This window comes from Campylobacter sp. BCW_6889 (assembly GCF_001762535.1).
GTDB lineage: Bacteria > Campylobacterota > Campylobacteria > Campylobacterales > Campylobacteraceae > Campylobacter_D > Campylobacter_D jejuni.
Genome location: NZ_MJWZ01000031.1, coordinates 1 through 21,374 on the forward strand (window position 1 = coordinate 1; position 21,374 = coordinate 21,374).

Here is a 21,374-nt window from a genome sequence, read left to right on the forward strand (position 1 = left end):
CACCCCAAAACGGAACAGATTTTGCTTATATTATTTTAATATATTTAGATTGAAGGCAGAAAAATCTAAATCAAGGAATTAATATGAGTATCTTTAGCATCAATGATAACTCAAACTATAATTCTATACTTTCACAAGCAAAAGCTAATAAAGAAAGTAAAGAAAATTCTAAAATAAGTTTTGCTAATGCTTTTTTAAAACAAAATGCTAGTAAGTTAAATGAAATTCAAAATGCAAATTCACAAACTCTAGCAAGAAGTGAAGTATTAAATTCTACTAATACAACAAATACTAGCAATAATACTAATTTTAGTATAAGTAGTAAGACAAGTTCTCCTAATTATGATATATCAAGTGAATTTAAAAACTCTATTTATACTCTAAAATACAAACAAGCAGATATAAGTAATACTTCTACTAATACAGCCTATGGTTATAGTGTAGATAAAGATGGCTATATGGGAAGTGATTTTAACAAAGCTGCAGGACTTCCTGAAGATTTTAAGATACATAAATCTACTTTGGATGAGATATATAACTTTAATGAAGCACAATATCAAGACATAAAAGAACAGCTAGGAATTTCTCGCTATTTTACCAATATCGATATGGCTGATACCATAAAACAATACTATAATCAATTTAATCAAATTGTTAATCATACTTTTAACGATACCAATAAAACAAGTTTCACTGAAGCGGATATAAATTCTATGCCCAAGGGTTATATTTCTGTTGGCTATAAAGGTTTAGATTTTTCAGATCAATCCAATCCTTATAATGCATTAGGACTAGTTAATCATTCTAACACAAAAGTAACTAATGTTTTTAAAACAGATGATGAATTTCATGAAGCTCAAGCAATACAAATGGGAATGATGGGTATTGATTTTTATCCGCAAAAATTAAATATATCAACTCAAAGTTTATCACAAGGAGCTTTAATGGAAGGTGGATTTAATCCTGATATGTCAGTTTATCCACAAAATGAAGATGGAAGTTATTCTAAAGAAGCTTTGTTTATGAGCTTTTTAAAATCAGAAGGTGGTTATATGGTTGCAGGAAAAAATACAACTATTGCACCGCAAGCAATGAATTATAATCTTAATGTTGCCAAACAAAGTATTCCAAAATACTCTAATGTAGATTTCGATGACATTATGACAGGTAAAGTTGATTTTGCAAGTTTATTAAAAGGCTATGCACAAGATGGTTGGCTTGATGCAGGTATTTATGCAATGGAAAAAGGAGTTGCTTGGCAAAATACAAGCATAGGCTATGGTGGAGCTTGGTTTGATAATCAGTTTAATCAAGCAAAAGCTAATGGTTGGAAAGCAAGCAGTGAAAGTATCAATTCTTATGTTGGATCTATAATGGATAGATTAAATAATCTTATAGGACAAACTAGGGTTTAGGAAGTATTTGCACGAAGTCAAATTGAAAATGATGACATTTGCAAATACTTATACGAATCACATAAAACTAGGCGCATCGTTTGAAAAGAGTATTAAATCTCCGTTTTTTGTTTCTTTAGCTAGAGTTTGAACTAGCTGGCTTTTTTCTTTAAGTATAATGGTTTTTATTTTTAACTCTTTTTTGAAAATTTCAGCATTGATTTGTGCGCTAATGATAGCAAGATCAAAACACTCATTGATGATTTTAGCAAGTTTTATATTTTCTTCTTCGCTTACTTCTACTATACCAGGACTTACTAAAACTTTGCGTCCTTTATAGCTTTTACAAAGTTCATAGCTTGTGCTCATACCTTTAAAATTTCCATTAAAACCATCATCTATGATAAATTTAGGCTCTCTTGAAAGCACTTGCAAGCGATGTTCTACGGAGTTTATATTTAAAACTTGCTTTTGAATTTTTTCTAGTTTTATACCAAGATAATGAGCACAAAGTATACAAACACAAAGATTTTGCGCGTTAAAATCCCCTAAAATTTGACTTTTAAAATCATAGGATTTATTTTCTATATCGACTTTAAATTCTAAACCTTCAAGACTTGAATGAATAAGATTTAATTTATCATCATAAAGGCTGATGAGTTTATCTTCTTCTTTTTGGGTGCTAGAGTGTAAAAAAGCCTTTTCTAATCTTTTGGAATTTAAGGCTTCAAGTTTGGTTGAGCGGATATTTTCAACACTTTTAAAATACTCTAAATGTGCATTGCCTATCTCTCCTACTATACTGATGTGAGGTTGTAAAAAACGAGTGATTTCATCAATATCGCCTTTAAGTCTAGCACCTGCTTCAGCTATGTAAATTTGAGTATCTTGGCTTAAATTGGTATTGATATCAGCAATTATACCTAGCAAGGTATTGACAGAGCGTGGTGTTTTGTAGCTTTTAAAGTTATCTTTTAAAAGTTCGTATAGAAAATTTTTAATACTTGTTTTTCCAAAACTTGCGGTAATGAGTATGATTTTTAAATTTTCATTGGCTCTTAGTTTGGCTTTGGCTTGTTTTTTATAATATAAATTTGTAAAAAACTCATAAATTTTAAGACTAAATAAAGCAAAAGGAAGACTAAAAAGATTAAAAAGAAAAGAAAAACGCAAAGCAAGGATAGCAAAAATAGCATTATAAGCAAAAACAAAAACAAAAAACCATTTGACCTTGCTTGTAAAAACAAGCTTTTTATCTATACCTTTGTTCCAAAAATACAAAATCGGAGTATGGATCAATGCAAAATATGCCAAAGAGTATAAAGGAAAAGCTAAGAATAAAAAATAAGGAATAAATAAAAAATACAAATGCCACAAAGGTTTATGATAATGAAAAAACACGCGCTTAAATTTATAAGAATACCATTGTAAAGCACTCATAAGATAAAAAGCTATACAAAAATTAAAAAATAAAGAATTGATAAAATAAAGAGTATTGATAAGCATTTAAATTTCCTTAATTTTTTGAGCTATGAAAGCAGAATGTTTTAAAAAGAAAAAATGATCCCCCTCTAAAGGATAAAAAGTGCTATTTTTTAAAAATTGATGCATTTTCTCGCCACAATATAAAGGCGTAGCTTCATCGCTTTTTCCCCAAAAAATCAAACTTTTAGCCTTTTGCTTGGCAAAAATTTCACTAAAATCCTCATCAACAACCTTTTTAAAGGTTTCATACATCATAGGACTAAGATTTGCTCCATCTTTACTAGCAAAATAGCGATAAAATTTTCCCAAACCAAAGAGTTTTAAAATTTTAAAAATACGGATTTTAAAACGCACTTTTAGGGATTTTTTAGCCAAAATTCCCGCACTTGAAAGTAAGATTAGGATGTCTTTTTCTTTTGCGAGTAGGGTACTTACTTTTCCGCCAAAAGAATGCCCCATGAAAAAACAGATATTGAGTTTTTTTTGTTTTAAAAAAAGTTCTGTAATATTGGCATAATCTTGAGTGTTTAAAATTTCTTCCACGCTTGAATTTCCAAAACCTGCTAAATCCATATAAATTTGACAAAAATCTTTTAAAAAAGGACAAAAACTTTGCTTCATAAGTTCTTTATTAGCTCCCCAGCCGTGTAAGATAAGTATTTGCGGTAAGGAAAGATCACCTAAAATTTCATAAGAAATTTGATAAGTTTTGTTTTTATAAAAAAGTTGAGTTTGAGCCATTTTAAGCCTTTTGATTTTTGTAGATATTTTCTAAAAGTTGCATGGCGTTTTGTAAGCGTTCAAATTCTTTCATGTTAAGCATTACAGCTTCAAATTTGTTATTTTTTAAAATAACTATTTTTCCACTTTCACTTTTTTTAAGTTTTTCCATAATGGGGCTAAAATTTCTTACCACCTCGGTGGCAGTGTAAATTTCATCTTGTTTAAAAGAGAGCATTTTTCTTCCTAAAATACGCTAAATTTTATGTATAATTTAGCGTATTTTGACTTAAAAGCTTATAATTTTCCTTTTTGTCCGTTGATGGAGTGAAGGAAGTTGTAGTTGATTTTTATCATTTTTTCAAGTGAAATTTGATCAGCTAAAGCGTTTAAAGTGGTATTAAAATCTTTAAAAAGATAATTAGCCAAAGAACCAGGATTTGGGTTGATTTCATTTAAATATACTTCATTATCCAGTATAAAAAAATCGCAGCGTATTAAAGCACCTTTAAACAAAGGATTGTAAATCTTTTTAAAGCTATCTTTGAGTTTTTCTTTTAATTCTTCGCTTAAATCTGCTTCTATAAGCTCATTGTGTCCTGAAAAGCTAAGATATTTTTGTTCAAAGTCTAAAAATTCTTTTTTCTTTGGCTCTTCTATGATAGAAAAAACAAACTCATCATTGATCATGCATCCTGCAAGATTGTATTCTTTGATATTGTTTTTAAATTCTTCTACTACAAGATCATTATCAAATTCAAAACCTACATCTTTGGCGTATTCTAAATCTTTTTCATCTTTTACTATGCTAATACCTATACTACTTCCAAGTCTTGCAGGTTTGATAATGCAAGGAAAACTAAGCTTTTCTTTAGAGTTTTGATTTTTTCTTAGCATGGTATAATCAAGTGTTTTTACTCCAACGCTTTTGGCATAAAGTTTGGTAAGTTCTTTGTTAAAAGATAATACGCTAGCTTCAAGCCTAGGTCCTATAAATTTAATAGAATAAAACTCAAATAAAGCTGCAATTTTTCCATCTTCTCCATCTCTACCATGGATAAGATTGATCACGCATTCGCACTCTAGTTTATTTTCTTTTAAAAAACCTTTGCTAAAAAAACCTCCTTGTTTGATGAAGAGTTCTTTTTCTTTTTTATAAGCTTTGGTGCTAAAAGTTTTAGAATTTATTTTTTCACTTGGAATATGATAAAACCTTCTTTTTTCATCGCAAAAAATAAATTCTAAATTTTGATTGATAACTTTTTTAAGTACCACAGCACTTACTATACTGATCTCATGTTCATAAGAATTTCCGCCAAAAAGTATTGCAAATTTCATTTTATTCCTTTATCCTAGTTTTTTAAGAGCTTCTTTGATGAGTTCGCTTGTGCTTGTTGCTTGAGCACTTGCTAAAACACTTATGATTTTTTCTTGTTTAAAGCCTAGAGTAAGAAGTGCGGCTAAGGCTTCGCTTTTATCATCGCTTACATTTTCAAGTTTGGTTTTTGTGTCAGAAAGTTCTACTATAATGCGTTTTGCACTTTTTGGACCTATGCCAGGTACTTTTTTAAGCGCGCTTTCATCGCCTAAACTTAATGCTCTGTAAAAAGAATTTACATCAAGACTAGAGCATACTGTCATAGCAGTATTTGCACCCACTCCATTGACTTTTAAAAGCATTTCAAACATTTTTTGCTCGTCCTTATCCAAGAAACCATAAAATTTATTAGAATCTTCTTTGATGATTTGAGTAATAAAAAACTCATGCTTTTCTTGAGTTTGAATTTTAGCAGAACAAAAAAGCGAAATAAATATCCCATAGCTTAAACCACTAGCGCATTTAACAATGATAAAAGTAGGTTCTTTTTTTGTGATTATTCCTTCGATGCCGACAACCATGCTATATCCTTTTCTTCATAATCTAATTTTTTATGTATTTCTATACTTTCTTGGTTGTTTTGTATGACTTTTTTAATGCCTATAAATTTAGCACTTTCATTAACAAATGAAGAGTAAAAAATATCTTCTTTAGGCTCTAGAAGTGAAAATTTGATCTCATTCATATCAGTCCATTTGCCACTTTTATTTATAAAAGTTGCTTCAAAAAGCATTTTTTGTAAATTGATTAATTCTAATTGTAAAGATTTTTTGCGTTCAAGAAGTTCTTTTTCTTCATTTTGTAGTTTATTTAATTCAAGATTTTGTAAAGAGAAATCTTTTAGGGCTTTTTCGTATTGTACAGGAACATTTTGACCTTGATTTTTAAGTTCTGTTATCTTTTTTTCAACGCTTAAAATTCCATTTTTACTTGATAAAATGTATTGTCTTATTTTATTTATTTTATGATTTAACTTAGAAATTTGCTCTCCTAAAATCGCAAATTCTTCATCATAATTTTTATCAAGAGTTTTAATTTTAGCATGAAATTTATTGTTATCCCCGTTAATGCGTTCTATTGTGGTGTTTTCAAAAAACACACAAGAATTATTACTTTCTAAATTTTCTATATAGATTTTATCAGCTTGTATATTTCCGCCTAAACTTTTTTTAATTCTCACTTCTTTGGCTTTGATTGTTCCACCTTCGAGCAAATCTATATTTAAAATTTCGGCTTCCGCAAATCCTCTATGAGTTTTTATATAGGCTTGTTTGGCTTGAATTTTGGCTTTAGAGTGTGTAGTGCCTTCAATTTTCATTTTGGTGGCATTAAGTTGAGTGTTGCTTCCTACGCTTCCGACTACATTTAATTCTTCACATTCTATCCCAACACCAGAATTTACAGCATCTTTTACTTCTGAAAGAAATTTTATATTGATTTTGACATTTTTGTCTAGTCCAGCTCTTATAATCCCTATATTTTTAAAATCTACCCCATTAAAATCTAGTTCATTGGCAATATCAAATTTTTCACCATCTTGTACTACATAACCTTTTTTTAAGGCTATATATTCTGTGTATCCATCTTGCTCTACTTGTTTAAAAGCCGAAGAACAAGAAAATTTAACTTTATTTTCATTTGCGGCTAAAACTTTTAAGGTGTGTAAATTTAAGTCTTTTCCTTCTTTACCTTGTTTAAATTTGGTGTGTTTTAAAACAACTTCATTTTCATCAACAGCAATAATACCTGAGCGTTTTTCATCGATAGTATAGTTTTTGGTTTTTTCTTTATAAGTTAAGATCAGAGATTCGTCTTGACTTTCTATAGGATCAATACCTTGTGCAACGGTGACTTGTATAGTTTTATTTAAAGGGGTATTTTTATGTTGGTTGCAAAAAGACATTAAATTTTTCTTAAAATCAAAAATGCGGATACCTATCAAAAATTTAAGTTTCAACATCTTTTTATAAATATTTTGCAAAAGTTCTAGTGCTAGTTTTTCATGAAAGTCTAAATTTGCAAAATCAATTTGAGCAACTATTTTGGTTAAATTTTTATTCGCAACTAGTTTGACTGCTTGAGATGCTTTGCTTTGGTTTATACCATGGAAAATTTCTATTTTGTATTCTTGCTTGATTTGAAGATCATTTTTTAAAAAAAATTCATCTTTATCAAAAAGAGTTAATTCTTTTTCAGAGATTTTTTCCCATTCTAAATCTCCAAAACGATATTGTGTAGAAAATGCCAATAAATTAAAATCAAGCTCATTTAAGTTAAGGTTTGTTCGTGAAGCTACACTTAAAAGCTCTCGAGCTGGATTTTCTGTATAGGCAATAATTTTTTCATCCAAAGTCAAAACTTTCCCCTTGTAAAAAATTAAGAATGTAATTATAGTCAATTTTTAATCAATTTTAGTTAAAATAGTTCTCTTTATATTTTGAAATCTATGAAAAATTTAATGAAGAGTTTAGTATTTAAAAATTTTATTATCAATGCTTTAGGAATTTTATTTTCAAGAATTTTAGGGCTTGCTAGAGATGTTTTAATAGCGCTTTTTTTAGGAGCAGGGCTTTATAGTGATATTTTTTTTGTGGCTTTAAAAATGCCTGCTTTTTTTAGAAGAATTTTTGCAGAAGGAGCTTTTGGACAAAGTTTTTTGCCTAATTTTGTAAAAGCGAAAAAAAAAGGAGCTTTTTGCGTTAGTGTAATGATGCAATTTAGCCTTATAGTTTTTTTATTTTGTCTTTTGGTAAGTTTTTTCTCCTCTTTTTTTACCAAGCTTTTTGCTTTTGGATTTAACGCAGATACTATAGCTTTAGCAGCTCCTTTGGTAGCGATTAATTTTTGGTATTTGTTTTTTATTTTTTTAGTTACTTTTTTAGGAGCTATTTTAAATTATAGACAAAAATTTTTCATTACCTCTTTTTCTGCGGCATTATTTAACTTAAGTATTGTTATAGCTGCCTTTTTTGTGGATAAAAATGCACCGCAAAATACACTTTATTATTTTTCTTATGCAACGGTTTTAAGTGGGGTGGCACAGCTTATTTTACATTTGCTTGTTTTAAAAAACAATCCTGTAATCCGTGCTATGGCTTTAAGTATAAAATTTAAAAAAGCCAAGGCGCAATTACAAGGTTTTTATGGCAATTTTTTTCATGGAGTTTTAGGTTCTTCTGCGACTCAATTTAGCTCATTGCTTGATACAACCATAGCTAGTTTTTTAGTGAGCGGGAGTATTTCTTATCTTTATTATGCAAATCGTGTCTTCCAACTCCCCCTTGCACTTTTTGCTATCGCTTTAACTCAAGTTTCTTTTCCAAAAATTTTAAAACATTTAAAAAGTGATCAAGAAAATTTAGCTTTAAAATTTATGCAAAGAGCATTAGCGCTTTTAAGTATTTTGCTTATTGTTTCTAGTATTGTAGGTTCTGTGTTTGCTTTGGAAATTTCAAAGCTTTTATTTGAAAGAGGAAATTTCACTCACGAAGATAGTGTGATTACGGCTTATGTTTTGATTGCTTATCTTATAGGGCTTTTACCTTTTGGTTTGCAAAAGCTTTTTTCTTTGTGGCTTTATGCAAAATTTAAACAAAAAATAGCAGCTTGTATCGCGTTAAAATCTTTAATTATCAGTGCTTTATGTTCTATGGCTTTTATATTTTTGATTAAAGATGAAAGTTTAAAGGTTATTGCAGTAGCACTTTCAAGCTCTATTAGTGCTTTTTATTTGCTTGGAGCTAATATCAAAGAATTTGGTTTTAAGAAATTTTTTGCTTTAATATCTATTAAAATTTGCTTATTGGTTATAGTTGCTTTGATTGTTTTTACAATCTTACTTATTTTGATTAAACCTTATATTTTAAGTTTTTTTATAGGAATTTTTACAAGTTTTAAAGGAGTTTTTTAATGAGATTATTAGACAGTGTAACAAAAGAGAAAATAAAACTTGATAAAAAAGATATTAGTATTTACTTATGCGGGCCTACGGTTTATGATGATGCACATTTAGGACATGCAAGAAGTGGTGTTTGTTTTGATCTTTTGCGTAGGGTTTTGCTTGCTCAGGGCAATAGGGTAAAATTTGCTAGAAATTATACAGATATTGATGATAAGATTTTGAAAAAAATGGCTCAAAGTGGTCAAACTTTAGAGGAAATTACGGAATTTTATATCAAAAGTTATGAAGAGGATATGAGGATTTTAAATGTATTAGATCCTGATTTTAAACCTCGTGCAACGCATTATATAACAGCTATGCTTGATTTGATTAAAAAGCTTGCTAAGGATGGGTTTGTTTATACTCTAGAAGATGGAATTTATTTTGATACAAGTAAAGATGAAAAATATTTAAGCCTATCAAATCGCAATTTAGAAGAAAATATCTCTCGTCTAAGTAATGAAGTGCAAAAAAGAAATGAAAGCGATTTTGTGCTTTGGAAATTTGATGAAAATTTTTACGAAAGTGAATTTGGCAAAGGGCGTCCAGGTTGGCATACTGAATGTGTTGCTATGATTGATTCTATTTTTGAAAATACTCTTGATATACATGCTGGAGGGATAGATTTGCTTTTTCCTCATCATGAAAATGAAGCTGCGCAATGTCGTTGTGGATGTAAGAGAAAATTAGCAAATATTTGGCTTCACAATGGTTTTGTAAAAATCGATGGCGAAAAAATGAGTAAAAGTTTAAATAATAGTTTTTTTATAAAAGATGCTTTAAAAGAATTTATGGGCGAGGCTCTAAGATTTTATCTTTTGAGTTCTCATTATAGATCTCATTTTAATTATTCTTTATCGGATTTAGAAAATACTAAAAAACGTTTAGATAAATTTTATCGCCTTAAAAAAAGATTAGATTTAGGTGAAATTTCTGATTTTGATGTTTTAAATGATATTGAAATAAAAAGTGAAATTGCTAAGCAAATTTTAGAGATTTTAAATGATGATTTAAATATTTCTAAAGCCTTAGCTCTTTTGGATGATTTTATAAGTAATGCAAATTTAGAGTTGGATAAAGAAAGCAAAAATAAAATTTTAAAACAAAATATCAAAGAAGCTTTAAGTGAGCTAGCTAAAATTTTTGGCTTTGGTTTTATGGATACAACTTTATATTTTCAATGGGGTGTAAGCAAAGAAGAACGAGAAGAAATTGAAAAGTTAATTTTAGAAAGAATTGAGGCTAAGAAAAACAAAGATTTTAACACAGCTGATGCAATAAGGGAACAATTAAGTAGTAAAAAAATCACTCTTTTAGATACTCCAAATGGAACAATTTGGGAGAAAATAAATGCATAATGAGATGAATTTAAAAGAGGTTTTAATACGCTTTAAACCCTTTTATAAAAGATATTGGAAACAATTTGCTATAGCTATTTTTGGTATGATTTTGGCAAGCGGAGGAACTGCTGGAAGTTTTTATGCTTTAGAGCCTATTTTAAATTATATTTTCGTTGAAAAAAATGAAGCTTTACTTTATACAGTGCCTTTTTTGCTAGTATTGATGTATTTTTTTAAAAATCTTGGAACTTATTTGCAAAGTTTTTATGTTTCTTTTATAGGAACAGATATGTTAAGAGTATTGCGTGCTAGGGTCTTAAAAAATATTTTACGCTTGGATATGGATTTTTTTAAACGCTATAGAAGTGGAGAGCTTGTAAGTCGTTGTACTAATGATATTAATGCGCTTCAAAGCATAGTATCAAACATTATTCCTGATTTTTTTAGAGAGCTTTTAACTGCTATAGGACTGCTTTCGGTAGTCTTGTATCAAAGTCCTACTTTGGCTTTTTTTGCTTTAGTGATTTTGCCTTTAGCTATTTTCCCTTTGGTGTGGTTTGCTAAAAAACTTAAAAAATATGCAAGAAATATACAAGAGACAAATTCGGATTTACTTTCTTATTTGGGTGAAATTTTTTCAAATATTGAATTGATCAAAGCTAATGATAATGAAAAAAAAGAAAGTGATAAATTTGCCAAGCATAATGATACTTTATGTAAATTAAACCTAAAATCCGCACGTATTGATGCACTTACAAGTCCTTTAATGGATATGATGGGTTCTGTTGGAGTTGCTGTGGTGATTATTGTAGGGGGTAGAGAGGTTATCAATGGTTCTATGAGTGTGGGAAGTTTTATCAGTTTTGTTTCAGCACTTTTTGCGATATATACTCCTTTAAAGCGTCTTTCGTCTTTATATGGAAAGCTTCAAGGTGCTATTGCGGCAAGTGAAAGAACTTTTTATTTATTGGATTTAGAACCTCAAATTAAAGGTGGAAGCAAAGAATTAAAAAACATTGAAAAAATTAGCTTTGAAAATGTTGAATTTGCTTATGAAAACCCGCATAAAAGTGTTTTAAAAGGCGTAAATTTTGATTTTGTTAAAGGGCAAATGCTTGCTCTTGTAGGGACAAGTGGGGGTGGTAAATCTTCTATTATTAATCTTTTGATGTATTTTTATGAAAAGCAAAAAGGTAAAATTTTACTCAATCAAGAAGATATTAGCACTTTTACTATAGAAAGCTTACATGCTAAAATAGGACTTGTAACGCAAAATATTTATCTTTTTAATGATAGCTTTGCTGCAAATATTGCTTATAGCGAAGAGTTAGAAGAAGAAAAAGTCGTCCAAGCTTTAAAATTGGCCAATGCCTATGAATTTGTTAAAGAAATGGGCGGGATTTGGGCTGAAGTGAAAGAACATGGTAAGAACTTAAGTGGAGGGCAAAAACAAAGAATAGCAATCGCTAGAGCTTTATACAAAAATCCTGATGTGCTTATTTTTGATGAAGCAACTTCAGCTTTGGATAATGAAAGTGAAAAAGCCATAGTTAAAACTATAGAAAATTTAAAACAAGATAGATTGATTTTAGTGGTTGCACATCGTTTAAGCACTATAGAAAATGCAGATAAAATAGTAGTATTGGATAAGGGCAAGGTATTGGCAATAGGTAAAGATGAAGAGCTTTTACAAACTTGTTCTTTGTATCAAAAATTTAAAAGCAAAGAAAAAACAAAACCTAGCTTTAGTTAATTTTAGTTAGAATTTCAAAAAGGATTAAAAAATGGCTTATGAAATGATAAAACCTTTACTTTTTAAGTTAAACCCTGAGCATGCACACGCTTTGGTTGAATATAGCTTAAGGACTTTAAGCGCTAGTTTTCCAGGATCTTTAAGTTTTTTAGCGCATAAATATATAGTTGATGATGAGAGTTTAAGGCAAAATTTACTTGGACTTGATTTTAACAATCCTGTGGGTTTAGCAGGAGGCTTTGATAAAAATGCTACCATGATAAGACCTTTGAGTGCTTTAGGATTTGGCTTTTTGGAAGTGGGAACTTTTACCCCAAAACCTCAAGAAGGCAATGAAAAGCCACGCCTATTTAGACTTGTAAAACAAGAAAGTATACAAAATGCTATGGGTTTTAACAACGAAGGTGCTGAAAAGATTGCTTTAAGGCTTGCAAAAACTTATCCTTTTGTTTTGCCTTTAGGGGTAAATATAGGGAAAAATAAAATCACTCCAAATGACAAAGCCTTGGAGGATTATTTTACTTTGTTTAGAGATTTGAAGGATTTGTGTGATTATTTTATCGTTAATATCTCATCTCCTAATACTAAAAATTTAAGAGAGTTGCAAAATGATGATTTTTTAAATACCTTGCTTGAAGAAGCCAAAAAAATCACTTCTAAGCCTATTTTGATAAAAATTGCTCCTGATATGAAAATAGATGATGCTTTAAATTTATGTGAAAATGCTATTAAAAAAGGTGCAGATGGATTTATATTAGCCAATACTAGTGTTGATTATAGCTTGCTAGATAATAATCGTACTTTTGGTGGTATTAGCGGAAGGCTGATTACGGAAAAAAGTGGTATTTTTTTCAAAGAAGTAGCTAAAATTCTTTTTGGCAAAACCTTGCTTATTGCAAGTGGAGGGATTGATAGTGCTGATATTGCTTATGAGCGTATTAAAAATGGGGCTAATTTGGTGCAAGTTTATACAGCTTTGATTTTTAAAGGCCCTTCTTTGGTAAAAAATATCAATCAAAATCTTATAGAGCTTTTAAGAAAAGATGGTTTTTTACACATTAGCGAAGCTGTTGGGGTAAATTTAAAATGATTGCTTATGAAAAAATTCAATTAAAAAACAAGCTTGAAATTTATGCTTTGCCTGTAAATAAAAATAGCAATGTGATTAGCGTTGATATTTTTTATAAAGTGGGTTCAAGAAATGAGATTATGGGAAAAAGTGGCATAGCTCATATGTTAGAACATTTAAATTTTAAAAGTACTAAAAATTTAAAAGCTGGTGAATTTGATGAGATTGTTAAGGGTTTTGGTGGTGTGGATAATGCAAGCACAGGTTTTGACTATACTCATTATTATATTAAATGTGCGAAGAAAAATTTAGATAAAGCTTTAGAGCTTTTTGCAGAACTTATGGCGAATTTAAATTTAAAAGATGAAGAGTTTCAGCCTGAAAGAGCAGTGGTTTTAGAAGAGCGTAGATGGAGAACAGATAATAACCCTTTGGGATATCTTTATTTTAGACTTTTTAATCACGCATTTATGTATCATCCTTATCATTGGACTCCTATAGGTTTTTTTAAAGATATAGAAAATTGGAGTATTGAAGATATTAAAGAATTTCACAGCATTTACTATCAACCTAAAAATGCGATTTTGCTTGTAAGTGGCGATATAGAAAGTAAAGAAGTTTTTGAGCTTTCAAAAAAACATTTTGAGAAGATTAAAAATACTAAGACTATACCTAAAATTCACACAAAAGAGCCTAAGCAAGATGGAGCAAAAAGAATATATTTGCATAAAAACTCAGATACTGAACTATTAGCCCTTGCTTATAAAATTCCAAATTTCAAACACAAAGATATACCTGCTTTAAATGCTTTATCTGAGCTTTTAGGAAGTGGGAAAAGTTCTTTAATGAGTGAAATTTTGATTGATAAATTAAATTTAATCAATGATTATTATGCTTATGTTAATGATTGTATAGATGAAAATTTATTTATTTTTATTTGTAATTGTAACCCCAATGTTAATGCAGAAAAAGTAGAAAAAGAGCTTTTAAAAATCATTGATAAACTTAAAATGGGTAAAATTTCTCAAAAAGATTTGCAAAGAGTAAAAAATAATGTTAAAAGTGATTTTATTTTCTCACTTAACAATGCTAGTGCAGTGGCAAATATTTATGGTTCATATCTAGCAAGAGGAGATATCAATCCTTTGTTAAATTATGAGAAAGATATACAAAATTTGGAATTAAAAGATTTGATTTCTTGTGCTAAAAAATATTTTATTCAAGAAAATTCAACTACGGTAATTCTAAGAAAGGATTCAAATGGATAAAAATATTATCATTGGGGCGATGACTGCTCTTATTACACCGTTTAAAAATGGAAAAGTTGATGAGCAAAGTTATGCAAGATTGATTAAAAGACAAATAGAAAATGGCATCGATGCAGTAGTTCCAGTAGGAACAACAGGAGAAAGTGCAACTTTAACTCATGAAGAACATAGAACTTGCATAGAAATAGCCGTTGAGACTTGCAAAGGAACTAAAGTTAAGGTTTTAGCAGGTGCGGGAAGTAATGCAACTCATGAGGCAGTGGATTTAGCTAAATTTGCTAAAGAGCATGGTGCTGATGGGATTTTAAGCGTGGCGCCGTATTATAATAAACCTACGCAACAAGGACTTTATGAGCATTATAAGGCTATTGCACAAAGTGTAGATATTCCTGTGCTTTTATATAATGTTCCAGGAAGAACAGGTTGTGAAATTTCAACGGATACTATTATCAAGCTTTTTAGAGATTGTGAAAATATTTATGGAGTAAAAGAAGCGAGTGGAAATATCGATAAGTGCGTGGATTTACTTGCACATGAACCTAGAATGATGCTTATTTCAGGGGAAGATGCGATCAATTATCCTATACTTTCAAATGGTGGAAAGGGAGTGATTTCAGTAACTTCAAATTTATTGCCCGATATGATTAGTGCTTTAACTCATTTTGCTTTAGATGAAAATTATAAAGAAGCTAAAAAAATCAATGATGAGCTTTATAATATCAATAAAATTTTATTTTGCGAAAGTAATCCTATTCCTATTAAAACGGCTATGTATATAGCTGGATTGATAGAAAGTTTGGAGTTTAGACTTCCTCTTTGTCCTCCAAATAAGGAAAATTTTGCTAAAATTGAAGAAGTGATGAAAAAATATAAGATCAAAGGATTTTAATGAATACAGAATTTCAAGGAAAAACTTTAGTAATCAGCGGTGGAACTCGCGGGATAGGCAAAGCTATAGTTTATGAATTTGCTAAAGTGGGTGCAAATATAGCTTTTACTTATAATTCTAATGCGCAAATTGCTGATGAAATGGTGCAAGATTTGGAGAAAAATTATAAAATCAAAGCTAGAGCTTATGAATTTAATATCTTAGAACCTGAAACCTATAAAGAACTTTTTGAAAAAATTGATGTGGATTTTGATAGAGTGGATTATTTTATCTCAAATGCTATCATTTCAGGACGTGCGGTTGTAGGTGGTTATACTAAATTTATGAAGTTAAAACCAAAGGGAATTAATAACATTTTTACCGCCACAGTAAATGCTTTTGTGGTAGGAGCTCAAGAATCAGCTAAAAGGATGGAAAAAGTAGGGGGTGGAAGCATTATTTCTATTTCATCTACAGGAAATTTAGTGTATATAGAAAATTATTCAGGTCATGGTACAGCAAAAGCTGCTGTAGAAGCTATGGCAAGATATGCGGCTACTGAACTTGGAGAAAAAAATATCCGTGTAAATGTCGTAAGTGGTGGGCCTATTGAAACTGATGCTTTAAGAGCTTTTACAAATTATGAAGAAGTAAAACAGGCTACTATAAATTTAAGCCCTTTAAATCGCATGGGGCAGCCTGAAGATTTGGCTGGAGCATGTCTTTTTCTTTGTTCAAGTAAAGCAAGTTGGGTAACAGGACATACTTTCATCGTTGATGGTGGTACAACTTTTAAATAAAAATTAAGAAAAATCAATGGATTTTTCTTAAAAATATTTTTCAATCAAGTTTTAATTTCCATCCTAAAAAAACACTTAATAATGCAAGTAAAAAAATAAAATTTAAAGTCCAATTGCCAAAACCTATAAAACCTATAGATAATACGCTGTAAAAAAATCCTCCCACAGCTGAATAAATACAAATCGTACTTAAAGATCCATTTTCTGCCATTTTCTTACATGGGCAGATTTTATAAAATTTTTTATCGTTAAATTGATTTTTCTTTTTATTTCCCAAAAATAAACCAAAAAGGGCAAAAAGATTTAAAAAAATAAAAGCATATAATAAAATTTGATCTAATTCCATTTTAATATACCTTAAAAGTATCTAAGCCAAGAGGGTAAATGGGCTTGTTCTTCTTTTAAAGTGGTTTCTTGCCCATGCCCCGGTAAAAGTTTAAAATCTTCTTTGTAAGTCATAACTTTCTCTAAGCTTTGTTTCATTAAATTTGCATCCGAATAAGGAAAATCCCATCTTCCTATGCTTCTATAAAATAAAAAATCTCCACTAAACATGATATTTTTACCTACAATTTCTATCATAGTGCAACCTGGTGTATGTCCTGGTAAAAAGTGAAATTTAAAGTCAAGTCCGCCTATAGAAATGATATTTTCATCATCAATTAAATAATCCGCTTTGCTAGGCATAAAACCTTGATTAAAAGGATCTTCAAGCATAAAAGCATCATTTTTATGAATATAAATGGGGATTTGATAGGCTTGTTTTACTTTTTCATTATCCCAAACATGATCGTAATGTCCGTGAGTGTTTAAAATTGCTAAAGGATTTTTTACATGTTTTTTGATGAAATTTAGTGCATCAAAACCAGGATCAATGATAATTTCTCCATGCTCATCAAATAAAATATAACAATTTGTCTCATAAGCTCCACAAGCTTGTTTGATAATTTGCATTTTTTACCTCTTTAATAAAAAATTTGCCTTAAATAAATATAATTATACATTAAATTTTTAAAAGGCAAGCTTTATGGATTGGCAAAAGATAACAGAAAAAATGTGTGATTTTATACAAGAAAAAGTGAAAAATTCTCAAAGTCAAGGTGTGGTTTTGGGGCTTAGTGGCGGTATTGATTCTGCTTTAGTAGCAACACTTTGCAAAAGAGCTTTAAAAGAGAATGTTTTTGCTCTTTTAATGCCAACTCAAATTTCAAATAAAGCCAATCTCGAAGATGCTTTAAGGCTTTGCGTGGATTTAAATCTTGAATACAAAATCATAGAAATTCAAAGTATTTTAGATGCTTTTATAAAACAAAGTGAAAATACCACTCTAGTATCTTTGGGAAATTTTGCAGCGCGTATTAGAATGAGTTTGCTTTATGATTATTCTGCCTTGAAAAATTCTTTAGTCGTAGGTACTTCTAATAAAAGTGAATTGCTTTTAGGTTATGGTACGATTTATGGGGATTTAGCTTGTGCTTTTAACCCTATAGGATCGCTTTATAAAAGTGAAATTTATGCCTTAGCAAAATACCTTAATTTGCATGAAAATTTCATCAAAAAAGCTCCAAGTGCGGATCTTTGGGAAAATCAAAGTGATGAGGTGGATTTAGGTTTTTCTTATGCAAAAATCGATGAAGGTTTAAAAGCCTTAGAAACTAATGACGAAAAACTTTTAAGAACGCTTGATCCTTCTTTGATTGCCATGCTAAAAAATCGCATGCAAAAAAATGCTTTTAAGGGAAAAATGCCTGAAATTTTGGAAATTTAAACAATGAGTGAAGAAAAAAATTATGAACTTTGGCTTGATAATTATTTTTTTAAGCCTAATTTTTGGCAAAAATGCCTTGCTTTTATACTTTTTCCTTTAAGTGTGTTTTATGCTTTTTTTGCGATTTTAAATACTTTTTTTCGTAAAAAAATAGTTTTTAAAAAACCTGTTATTAGTGTCGGTAATTTAAGTTTTGGAGGTAATGGAAAAACCCCGCTTTGTAAAGCTATAGCAAGGGAATTTGATGGTGTTTTTATAGTGCTTAGGGGCTATAAAAGAAAATCTAAAGGTTTGTTTGTTGTTAAAAATCAAAATGAAATTTTATGCACCTTAGCACAAAGTGGCGATGAAGCTATGGAGTATGCTTTTGAAGAAAATATCAAAGGTGTGATTGTAAGTGAAGATAGGGTAAAAGGTATTGAAAAAGCTTTTGAGTTGGGAGCTAAAATCGTTGTACTTGATGATGCTTTTTCTAAATTTCATATTAAAAAATTTGATATTTTACTTGAAAGTAAAATCAAACCTTATTTTAATTTTACTTTGCCAAGTGGAGCTTATCGTTTGCCAAAATTTTATGAAAAAAGGGCTGATTTTATTGCATTAGAAGGTAGGGATTTTGTGCGTTATTCTTTTGTAAAAGAAAATCCAAAGGCTGTTTTGGTAACTGCTATTGCTAAACCTTTTAGATTGCATGAGCATTTTATCAAAGCAAGGGCTTGTTATTTTTTTAAAGATCATTATGAATTTAAAAAAGAAGAATTAGAAAATTTGCTAAAAAAACATAATTGCGATACACTAATGCTTACTTTTAAGGATTTTGTTAAAGTTAAAGATTTTGGTTTTAAATGTCAAATTATAGAATTAAATATAGAATTAAAAGATTCATTAAGAGAAAAAATAAAAACTTATATCAAGGAGTTTGAATAGTGAAATTGGTCGAGAGCAGAAATGTAAATAATGTATCAAGTTTTAAGGAAGCTTTGATTAACCCAAACGCCCCAGAAGGAGGGCTTTACTCACCTTTAAATTTGCCTATTTTTGAAGGAGAAAAATATGCCAATTTGTCTTATAAAGATTTTGCTTTAAAGCTTATAGAAAGTTTTGGTTTTGGTGAAGAAGAGCTTTTCAAAAAGGCTTTGAAAAGTTACGAAAGCTTTGATGATAAAAATACACCTATTTCTTTGCAAAAAATCTCTGAAAAAACCTATATTAACGAGCTTTGGCATGGGCCTACAAGAGCTTTTAAAGATATGGCTTTACAGCCTTTTGGTGTGCTTTTAAGCGAATTTTCAAAGGATAAAAATATTTTAATTATCTGTGCTACAAGTGGCGATACAGGGCCTGCAACCCTAAAAAGTTTTGAAAATGCAAAAAATGTTAAAGTAGCTTGTATGTATCCAAAAGGTGGCACAAGTGGAGTTCAAGAGTTGCAAATGCGAGCTTTAGATAAGGATAATTTGAAAGTTTTTGCTATAGATGAGGATTTTGACGCAGCGCAACGCACTTTAAAAGAATTGCTTTTTTCAAAAGATTTTCAAAATGAAATTAAAGCTTTAAATTATGAGCTTTGTGCAGCAAATTCTGTAAATTTTGGACGTATTTTATTTCAGATTATTTATCATTATTATGCGAGTTTAAAACTTTTTAATGAGTTTTTAGAAGAAGTGCAAATTATCGTTCCAAGTGGAAATTTTGGCAATGCTTTAGGAGCTTTTTATGCTAAAAAAATGGGAGCTAAAATTTCAAAAATCAAAATTGCTTCAAATGCGAATAATATTTTGAGCGAATTTTTTAATCAGGGCATTTATGATTTGCGTGAAAAAAGTCTTAAGAAAACTATTTCTCCAGCTATGGATATACTTATTTCATCTAATATCGAAAGACTTTTGTTTGCGAAATTTAAAGATAAAAGAACTAAAGAACTGATGAATTTGTTAAAAAATGAGAGATATTTTAAACTTGAAAAAGAAGAATTACAAAGTTTGCAAGAAGATTTTGAGGCGGATTTTTGCACCGATGAAGAATGTATGCAATTTATCAAACAAAGCAAGATTTTAATCGATCCGCATACCGCAACTTGTTTTAAAATGCTTGATCCTTTAAAACCTAGCATTATCACTTCTACAGCAGAATGGACAAAATTTACTCCAAGTATGATAAAAGCTTTATATGATAGGGATTCTAAGAATGAAAAAGAAGATTTAAAATTTATAGCTAAAGAGTTTAATGTCCAAGTTAAAGATGAAATTTTGGCTTTATTTGATTTGAAAAATAGCGATGAGAAGGTATTTGAAGCCAGAAATATAAAAAAAGAAATTTTAGATTGGATGCAAAAATGATTATTATCCCTGCAAGATTAAAATCAAGTCGTTTTCATGAGAAAATTTTATGTGATATAGGTGGAGTGCCTATGTTTGTGGCTACTGCAAGAAGGGTAAGTAATGTAGATGAAGTTTGTATAGCTTTAGACGATGAAAAGGTTTTAAGTATCGCTAAAGAATATGGTTTAAATGCGGTTTTAACAAGCAAAGATCATGAAAGTGGTACGGATAGGATTAATGAAGCTTGTAAGAAACTAGCTTTAAAAGATGATGAGATTATTATCAATGTCCAAGCTGATGAGCCTTTTATAGAATGTGAAAATTTATTAAAATTTAAAGAATTTGCAAGTTCTTGCTTGGATAAAAAAGCTTTTATGGCGAGTTGTTATAAAAAAATTACTCAAGAAGAAGCTATGGATCCTAATCTGGTTAAAGTGCTTTGCGATAAAGAAGGGTATGCTTTGTATTTTTCAAGAGCTAAAATCCCTTATGAAAGAGAAAATTACGAGGAAAGTTTTAAAGGGCATTTAGGCATTTATGCTTATAGTGTCAAAGCTTTAAGGGAATTTTGTTCTTTATCAAGTTCTGCACTTGAAAGAGCGGAAAAATTAGAGCAATTAAGAGCTATAGAAAATGGTAAAAAAATCAAAATGTTTGAAATTTCAACAACAAGCATGGGGATTGATACTAAAGAAGACTATGAAAGGGCTTTAAAAATTTATTTAGAAAAATAACTCCACCCCAAAACGGAACAGATTTTGCTTATATTATTTTAATATATTTAGATTGAAGGCAGAAAAATCTAAATCAAGGAATTAATATGAGTATCTTTAGCATCAATGATAACTCAAACTATAATTCTATACTTTCACAAGCAAAAGCTAATAAAGAAAGTAAAGAAAATTCTAAAATAAGTTTTGCTAATGCTTTTTTAAAACAAAATGCTAGTAAGTTAAATGAAATTCAAAATGCAAATTCACAAACTCTAGCAAGAAGTGAAGTATTAAATTCTACTAATACAACAAATACTAGCAATAATACTAATTTTAGTATAAGTAGTAAGACAAGTTCTCCTAATTATGATATATCAAGTGAATTTAAAAACTCTATTTATACTCTAAAATACAAACAAGCAGATATAAGTAATACTTCTACTAATACAGCCTATGGTTATAGTGTAGATAAAGATGGCTATATGGGAAGTGATTTTAACAAAGCTGCAGGACTTCCTGAAGATTTTAAGATACATAAATCTACTTTGGATGAGATA

Annotated in this window: 21 protein-coding genes; 13 read left to right on the top strand and 8 right to left on the bottom strand. The window is 29.6% G+C overall.

Features of this window, described 5'->3' with window-relative positions:
- Positions 1-83: 83 nt before the first annotated feature.
- Positions 84-1,415, top strand: a complete 1,332-nt coding sequence (locus AJ939_RS03550) for a Cj0814 family flagellar-dependent secreted protein (protein ID WP_070276068.1) — start codon at positions 84-86, stop codon at positions 1,413-1,415.
- Between the two features lie 57 nt (positions 1,416-1,472).
- On the opposite strand, the gene AJ939_RS03555 is transcribed toward AJ939_RS03550, so the two are convergent.
- The 6 genes from AJ939_RS03555 to AJ939_RS03580 are packed head-to-tail and all read right to left on the bottom strand — an operon-like array spanning position 1,473 to position 7,333.
- On the bottom strand, positions 1,473-2,900 hold the full coding sequence (locus tag AJ939_RS03555) for a Mur ligase family protein (RefSeq protein ID WP_070276067.1): 1,428 nt from the start codon (positions 2,898-2,900) through the stop codon (positions 1,473-1,475).
- The gene (locus AJ939_RS03560; protein ID WP_070276066.1) at positions 2,901-3,620 is read right to left on the bottom strand and encodes an alpha/beta fold hydrolase; all 720 of its coding nucleotides are present in this window, start codon (positions 3,618-3,620) and stop codon (positions 2,901-2,903) included. It abuts the gene before it with no gap.
- Position 3,621: 1 nt separating this feature from the next.
- On the bottom strand, positions 3,622-3,837 hold the full coding sequence (locus AJ939_RS03565) for a type II toxin-antitoxin system Phd/YefM family antitoxin (protein WP_002934936.1): 216 nt from the start codon (positions 3,835-3,837) through the stop codon (positions 3,622-3,624).
- Positions 3,838-3,896: 59 nt separating this feature from the next.
- A complete protein-coding gene (locus AJ939_RS03570; protein ID WP_002881138.1) occupies positions 3,897-4,937 on the bottom strand; it encodes a D-alanine--D-alanine ligase in 1,041 nt (346 codons plus the stop codon).
- A gap of 9 nt (positions 4,938-4,946) precedes the next feature.
- Complete coding sequence (ruvA, locus tag AJ939_RS03575) at positions 4,947-5,498, bottom strand: Holliday junction branch migration protein RuvA (protein WP_070276065.1); 552 nt, start codon at positions 5,496-5,498, stop codon at positions 4,947-4,949.
- Positions 5,474-7,333, bottom strand: a complete 1,860-nt coding sequence (locus AJ939_RS03580) for a flagellar assembly protein A (RefSeq protein ID WP_070276064.1) — start codon at positions 7,331-7,333, stop codon at positions 5,474-5,476. Before AJ939_RS03580 ends, ruvA begins: the two co-directional genes overlap by 25 nt.
- 102 nt (positions 7,334-7,435) lie before the next feature.
- Here AJ939_RS03580 and murJ point away from each other — a divergent pair, with 102 nt between their 5' ends.
- The 7 genes from murJ to AJ939_RS03615 are packed head-to-tail and all read left to right on the top strand — an operon-like array spanning position 7,436 to position 16,015.
- A complete protein-coding gene (murJ, locus tag AJ939_RS03585; protein ID WP_070276063.1) occupies positions 7,436-8,887 on the top strand; it encodes a murein biosynthesis integral membrane protein MurJ in 1,452 nt (483 codons plus the stop codon).
- Complete coding sequence (gene cysS, locus AJ939_RS03590; RefSeq protein WP_070276062.1) at positions 8,887-10,275, top strand: cysteine--tRNA ligase; 1,389 nt, start codon at positions 8,887-8,889, stop codon at positions 10,273-10,275. The genes murJ and cysS overlap by 1 nt, the downstream gene beginning before the upstream one ends.
- Entirely contained in the window at positions 10,268-12,010 is a 1,743-nt protein-coding gene (locus tag AJ939_RS03595; RefSeq protein WP_070276061.1) for an ABC transporter ATP-binding protein, read from the top strand. Before cysS ends, AJ939_RS03595 begins: the two co-directional genes overlap by 8 nt.
- Positions 12,011-12,041: 31 nt before the next feature.
- Entirely contained in the window at positions 12,042-13,100 is a 1,059-nt protein-coding gene (locus AJ939_RS03600) for a quinone-dependent dihydroorotate dehydrogenase (RefSeq protein WP_070276060.1), read from the top strand.
- Positions 13,097-14,347, top strand: coding sequence for a M16 family metallopeptidase (locus tag AJ939_RS03605; RefSeq protein ID WP_070275153.1), 1,251 nt, complete (start codon positions 13,097-13,099; stop codon positions 14,345-14,347). The genes AJ939_RS03600 and AJ939_RS03605 overlap by 4 nt, the downstream gene beginning before the upstream one ends.
- Entirely contained in the window at positions 14,340-15,236 is an 897-nt protein-coding gene (gene dapA, locus AJ939_RS03610; RefSeq protein ID WP_070275152.1) for a 4-hydroxy-tetrahydrodipicolinate synthase, read from the top strand. Before AJ939_RS03605 ends, dapA begins: the two co-directional genes overlap by 8 nt.
- On the top strand, positions 15,236-16,015 hold the full coding sequence (locus tag AJ939_RS03615; RefSeq protein WP_070240479.1) for an enoyl-ACP reductase: 780 nt from the start codon (positions 15,236-15,238) through the stop codon (positions 16,013-16,015). Before dapA ends, AJ939_RS03615 begins: the two co-directional genes overlap by 1 nt.
- A gap of 40 nt (positions 16,016-16,055) precedes the next feature.
- Here the strand turns inward: AJ939_RS03615 and AJ939_RS03620 are convergent, their stop codons facing one another.
- Positions 16,056-16,361 carry a hypothetical protein gene (locus AJ939_RS03620; RefSeq protein WP_002867958.1) on the bottom strand — a complete coding sequence of 102 codons (306 nt, stop codon included), beginning with the start codon at positions 16,359-16,361 and terminating at the stop codon, positions 16,056-16,058.
- A gap of 11 nt (positions 16,362-16,372) precedes the next feature.
- Positions 16,373-16,969, bottom strand: a complete 597-nt coding sequence (locus AJ939_RS03625) for an MBL fold metallo-hydrolase (protein WP_070276059.1) — start codon at positions 16,967-16,969, stop codon at positions 16,373-16,375.
- 73 nt (positions 16,970-17,042) lie between these two features.
- Between AJ939_RS03625 and AJ939_RS03630 the strand changes: the two genes are divergently transcribed.
- From AJ939_RS03630 to AJ939_RS03650, 5 genes are all read left to right on the top strand, one after another.
- Positions 17,043-17,783, top strand: coding sequence for an NAD+ synthase (locus AJ939_RS03630; protein ID WP_070248313.1), 741 nt, complete (start codon positions 17,043-17,045; stop codon positions 17,781-17,783).
- A 3-nt stretch (positions 17,784-17,786) separates the two neighbouring features.
- Complete coding sequence (locus tag AJ939_RS03635) at positions 17,787-18,710, top strand: tetraacyldisaccharide 4'-kinase (protein ID WP_002861451.1); 924 nt, start codon at positions 17,787-17,789, stop codon at positions 18,708-18,710.
- Complete coding sequence (gene thrC, locus AJ939_RS03640) at positions 18,710-20,122, top strand: threonine synthase (protein ID WP_044780329.1); 1,413 nt, start codon at positions 18,710-18,712, stop codon at positions 20,120-20,122. Before AJ939_RS03635 ends, thrC begins: the two co-directional genes overlap by 1 nt.
- Positions 20,119-20,838 carry a 3-deoxy-manno-octulosonate cytidylyltransferase gene (kdsB, locus tag AJ939_RS03645; protein WP_070209746.1) on the top strand — a complete coding sequence of 240 codons (720 nt, stop codon included), beginning with the start codon at positions 20,119-20,121 and terminating at the stop codon, positions 20,836-20,838. Before thrC ends, kdsB begins: the two co-directional genes overlap by 4 nt.
- An 86-nt stretch (positions 20,839-20,924) precedes the next feature.
- The coding region (locus AJ939_RS03650; protein ID WP_410002383.1) for a Cj0814 family flagellar-dependent secreted protein at positions 20,925-21,374 on the top strand (450 nt) is incomplete at its 3' end.

Coding starts and splice junctions, on each gene's coding strand:
- AJ939_RS03550 (WP_070276068.1), top strand. CDS start 84: ATGAGTATCTTTAGCATCAATGATAACTCAAACTATAATTCTATACTT.
- AJ939_RS03555 (WP_070276067.1), bottom strand. CDS start 2,900: ATGCTTATCAATACTCTTTATTTTATCAATTCTTTATTTTTTAATTTT.
- AJ939_RS03560 (WP_070276066.1), bottom strand. CDS start 3,620: ATGGCTCAAACTCAACTTTTTTATAAAAACAAAACTTATCAAATTTCT.
- AJ939_RS03565 (WP_002934936.1), bottom strand. CDS start 3,837: ATGCTCTCTTTTAAACAAGATGAAATTTACACTGCCACCGAGGTGGTA.
- AJ939_RS03570 (WP_002881138.1), bottom strand. CDS start 4,937: ATGAAATTTGCAATACTTTTTGGCGGAAATTCTTATGAACATGAGATC.
- ruvA (WP_070276065.1), bottom strand. CDS start 5,498: ATGGTTGTCGGCATCGAAGGAATAATCACAAAAAAAGAACCTACTTTT.
- murJ (WP_070276063.1), top strand. CDS start 7,436: ATGAAGAGTTTAGTATTTAAAAATTTTATTATCAATGCTTTAGGAATT.
- cysS (WP_070276062.1), top strand. CDS start 8,887: ATGAGATTATTAGACAGTGTAACAAAAGAGAAAATAAAACTTGATAAA.
- AJ939_RS03595 (WP_070276061.1), top strand. CDS start 10,268: ATGCATAATGAGATGAATTTAAAAGAGGTTTTAATACGCTTTAAACCC.
- AJ939_RS03600 (WP_070276060.1), top strand. CDS start 12,042: ATGGCTTATGAAATGATAAAACCTTTACTTTTTAAGTTAAACCCTGAG.
- AJ939_RS03605 (WP_070275153.1), top strand. CDS start 13,097: ATGATTGCTTATGAAAAAATTCAATTAAAAAACAAGCTTGAAATTTAT.
- dapA (WP_070275152.1), top strand. CDS start 14,340: ATGGATAAAAATATTATCATTGGGGCGATGACTGCTCTTATTACACCG.
- AJ939_RS03615 (WP_070240479.1), top strand. CDS start 15,236: ATGAATACAGAATTTCAAGGAAAAACTTTAGTAATCAGCGGTGGAACT.
- AJ939_RS03620 (WP_002867958.1), bottom strand. CDS start 16,361: ATGGAATTAGATCAAATTTTATTATATGCTTTTATTTTTTTAAATCTT.
- AJ939_RS03625 (WP_070276059.1), bottom strand. CDS start 16,969: ATGCAAATTATCAAACAAGCTTGTGGAGCTTATGAGACAAATTGTTAT.
- AJ939_RS03630 (WP_070248313.1), top strand. CDS start 17,043: ATGGATTGGCAAAAGATAACAGAAAAAATGTGTGATTTTATACAAGAA.
- AJ939_RS03635 (WP_002861451.1), top strand. CDS start 17,787: ATGAGTGAAGAAAAAAATTATGAACTTTGGCTTGATAATTATTTTTTT.
- kdsB (WP_070209746.1), top strand. CDS start 20,119: ATGATTATTATCCCTGCAAGATTAAAATCAAGTCGTTTTCATGAGAAA.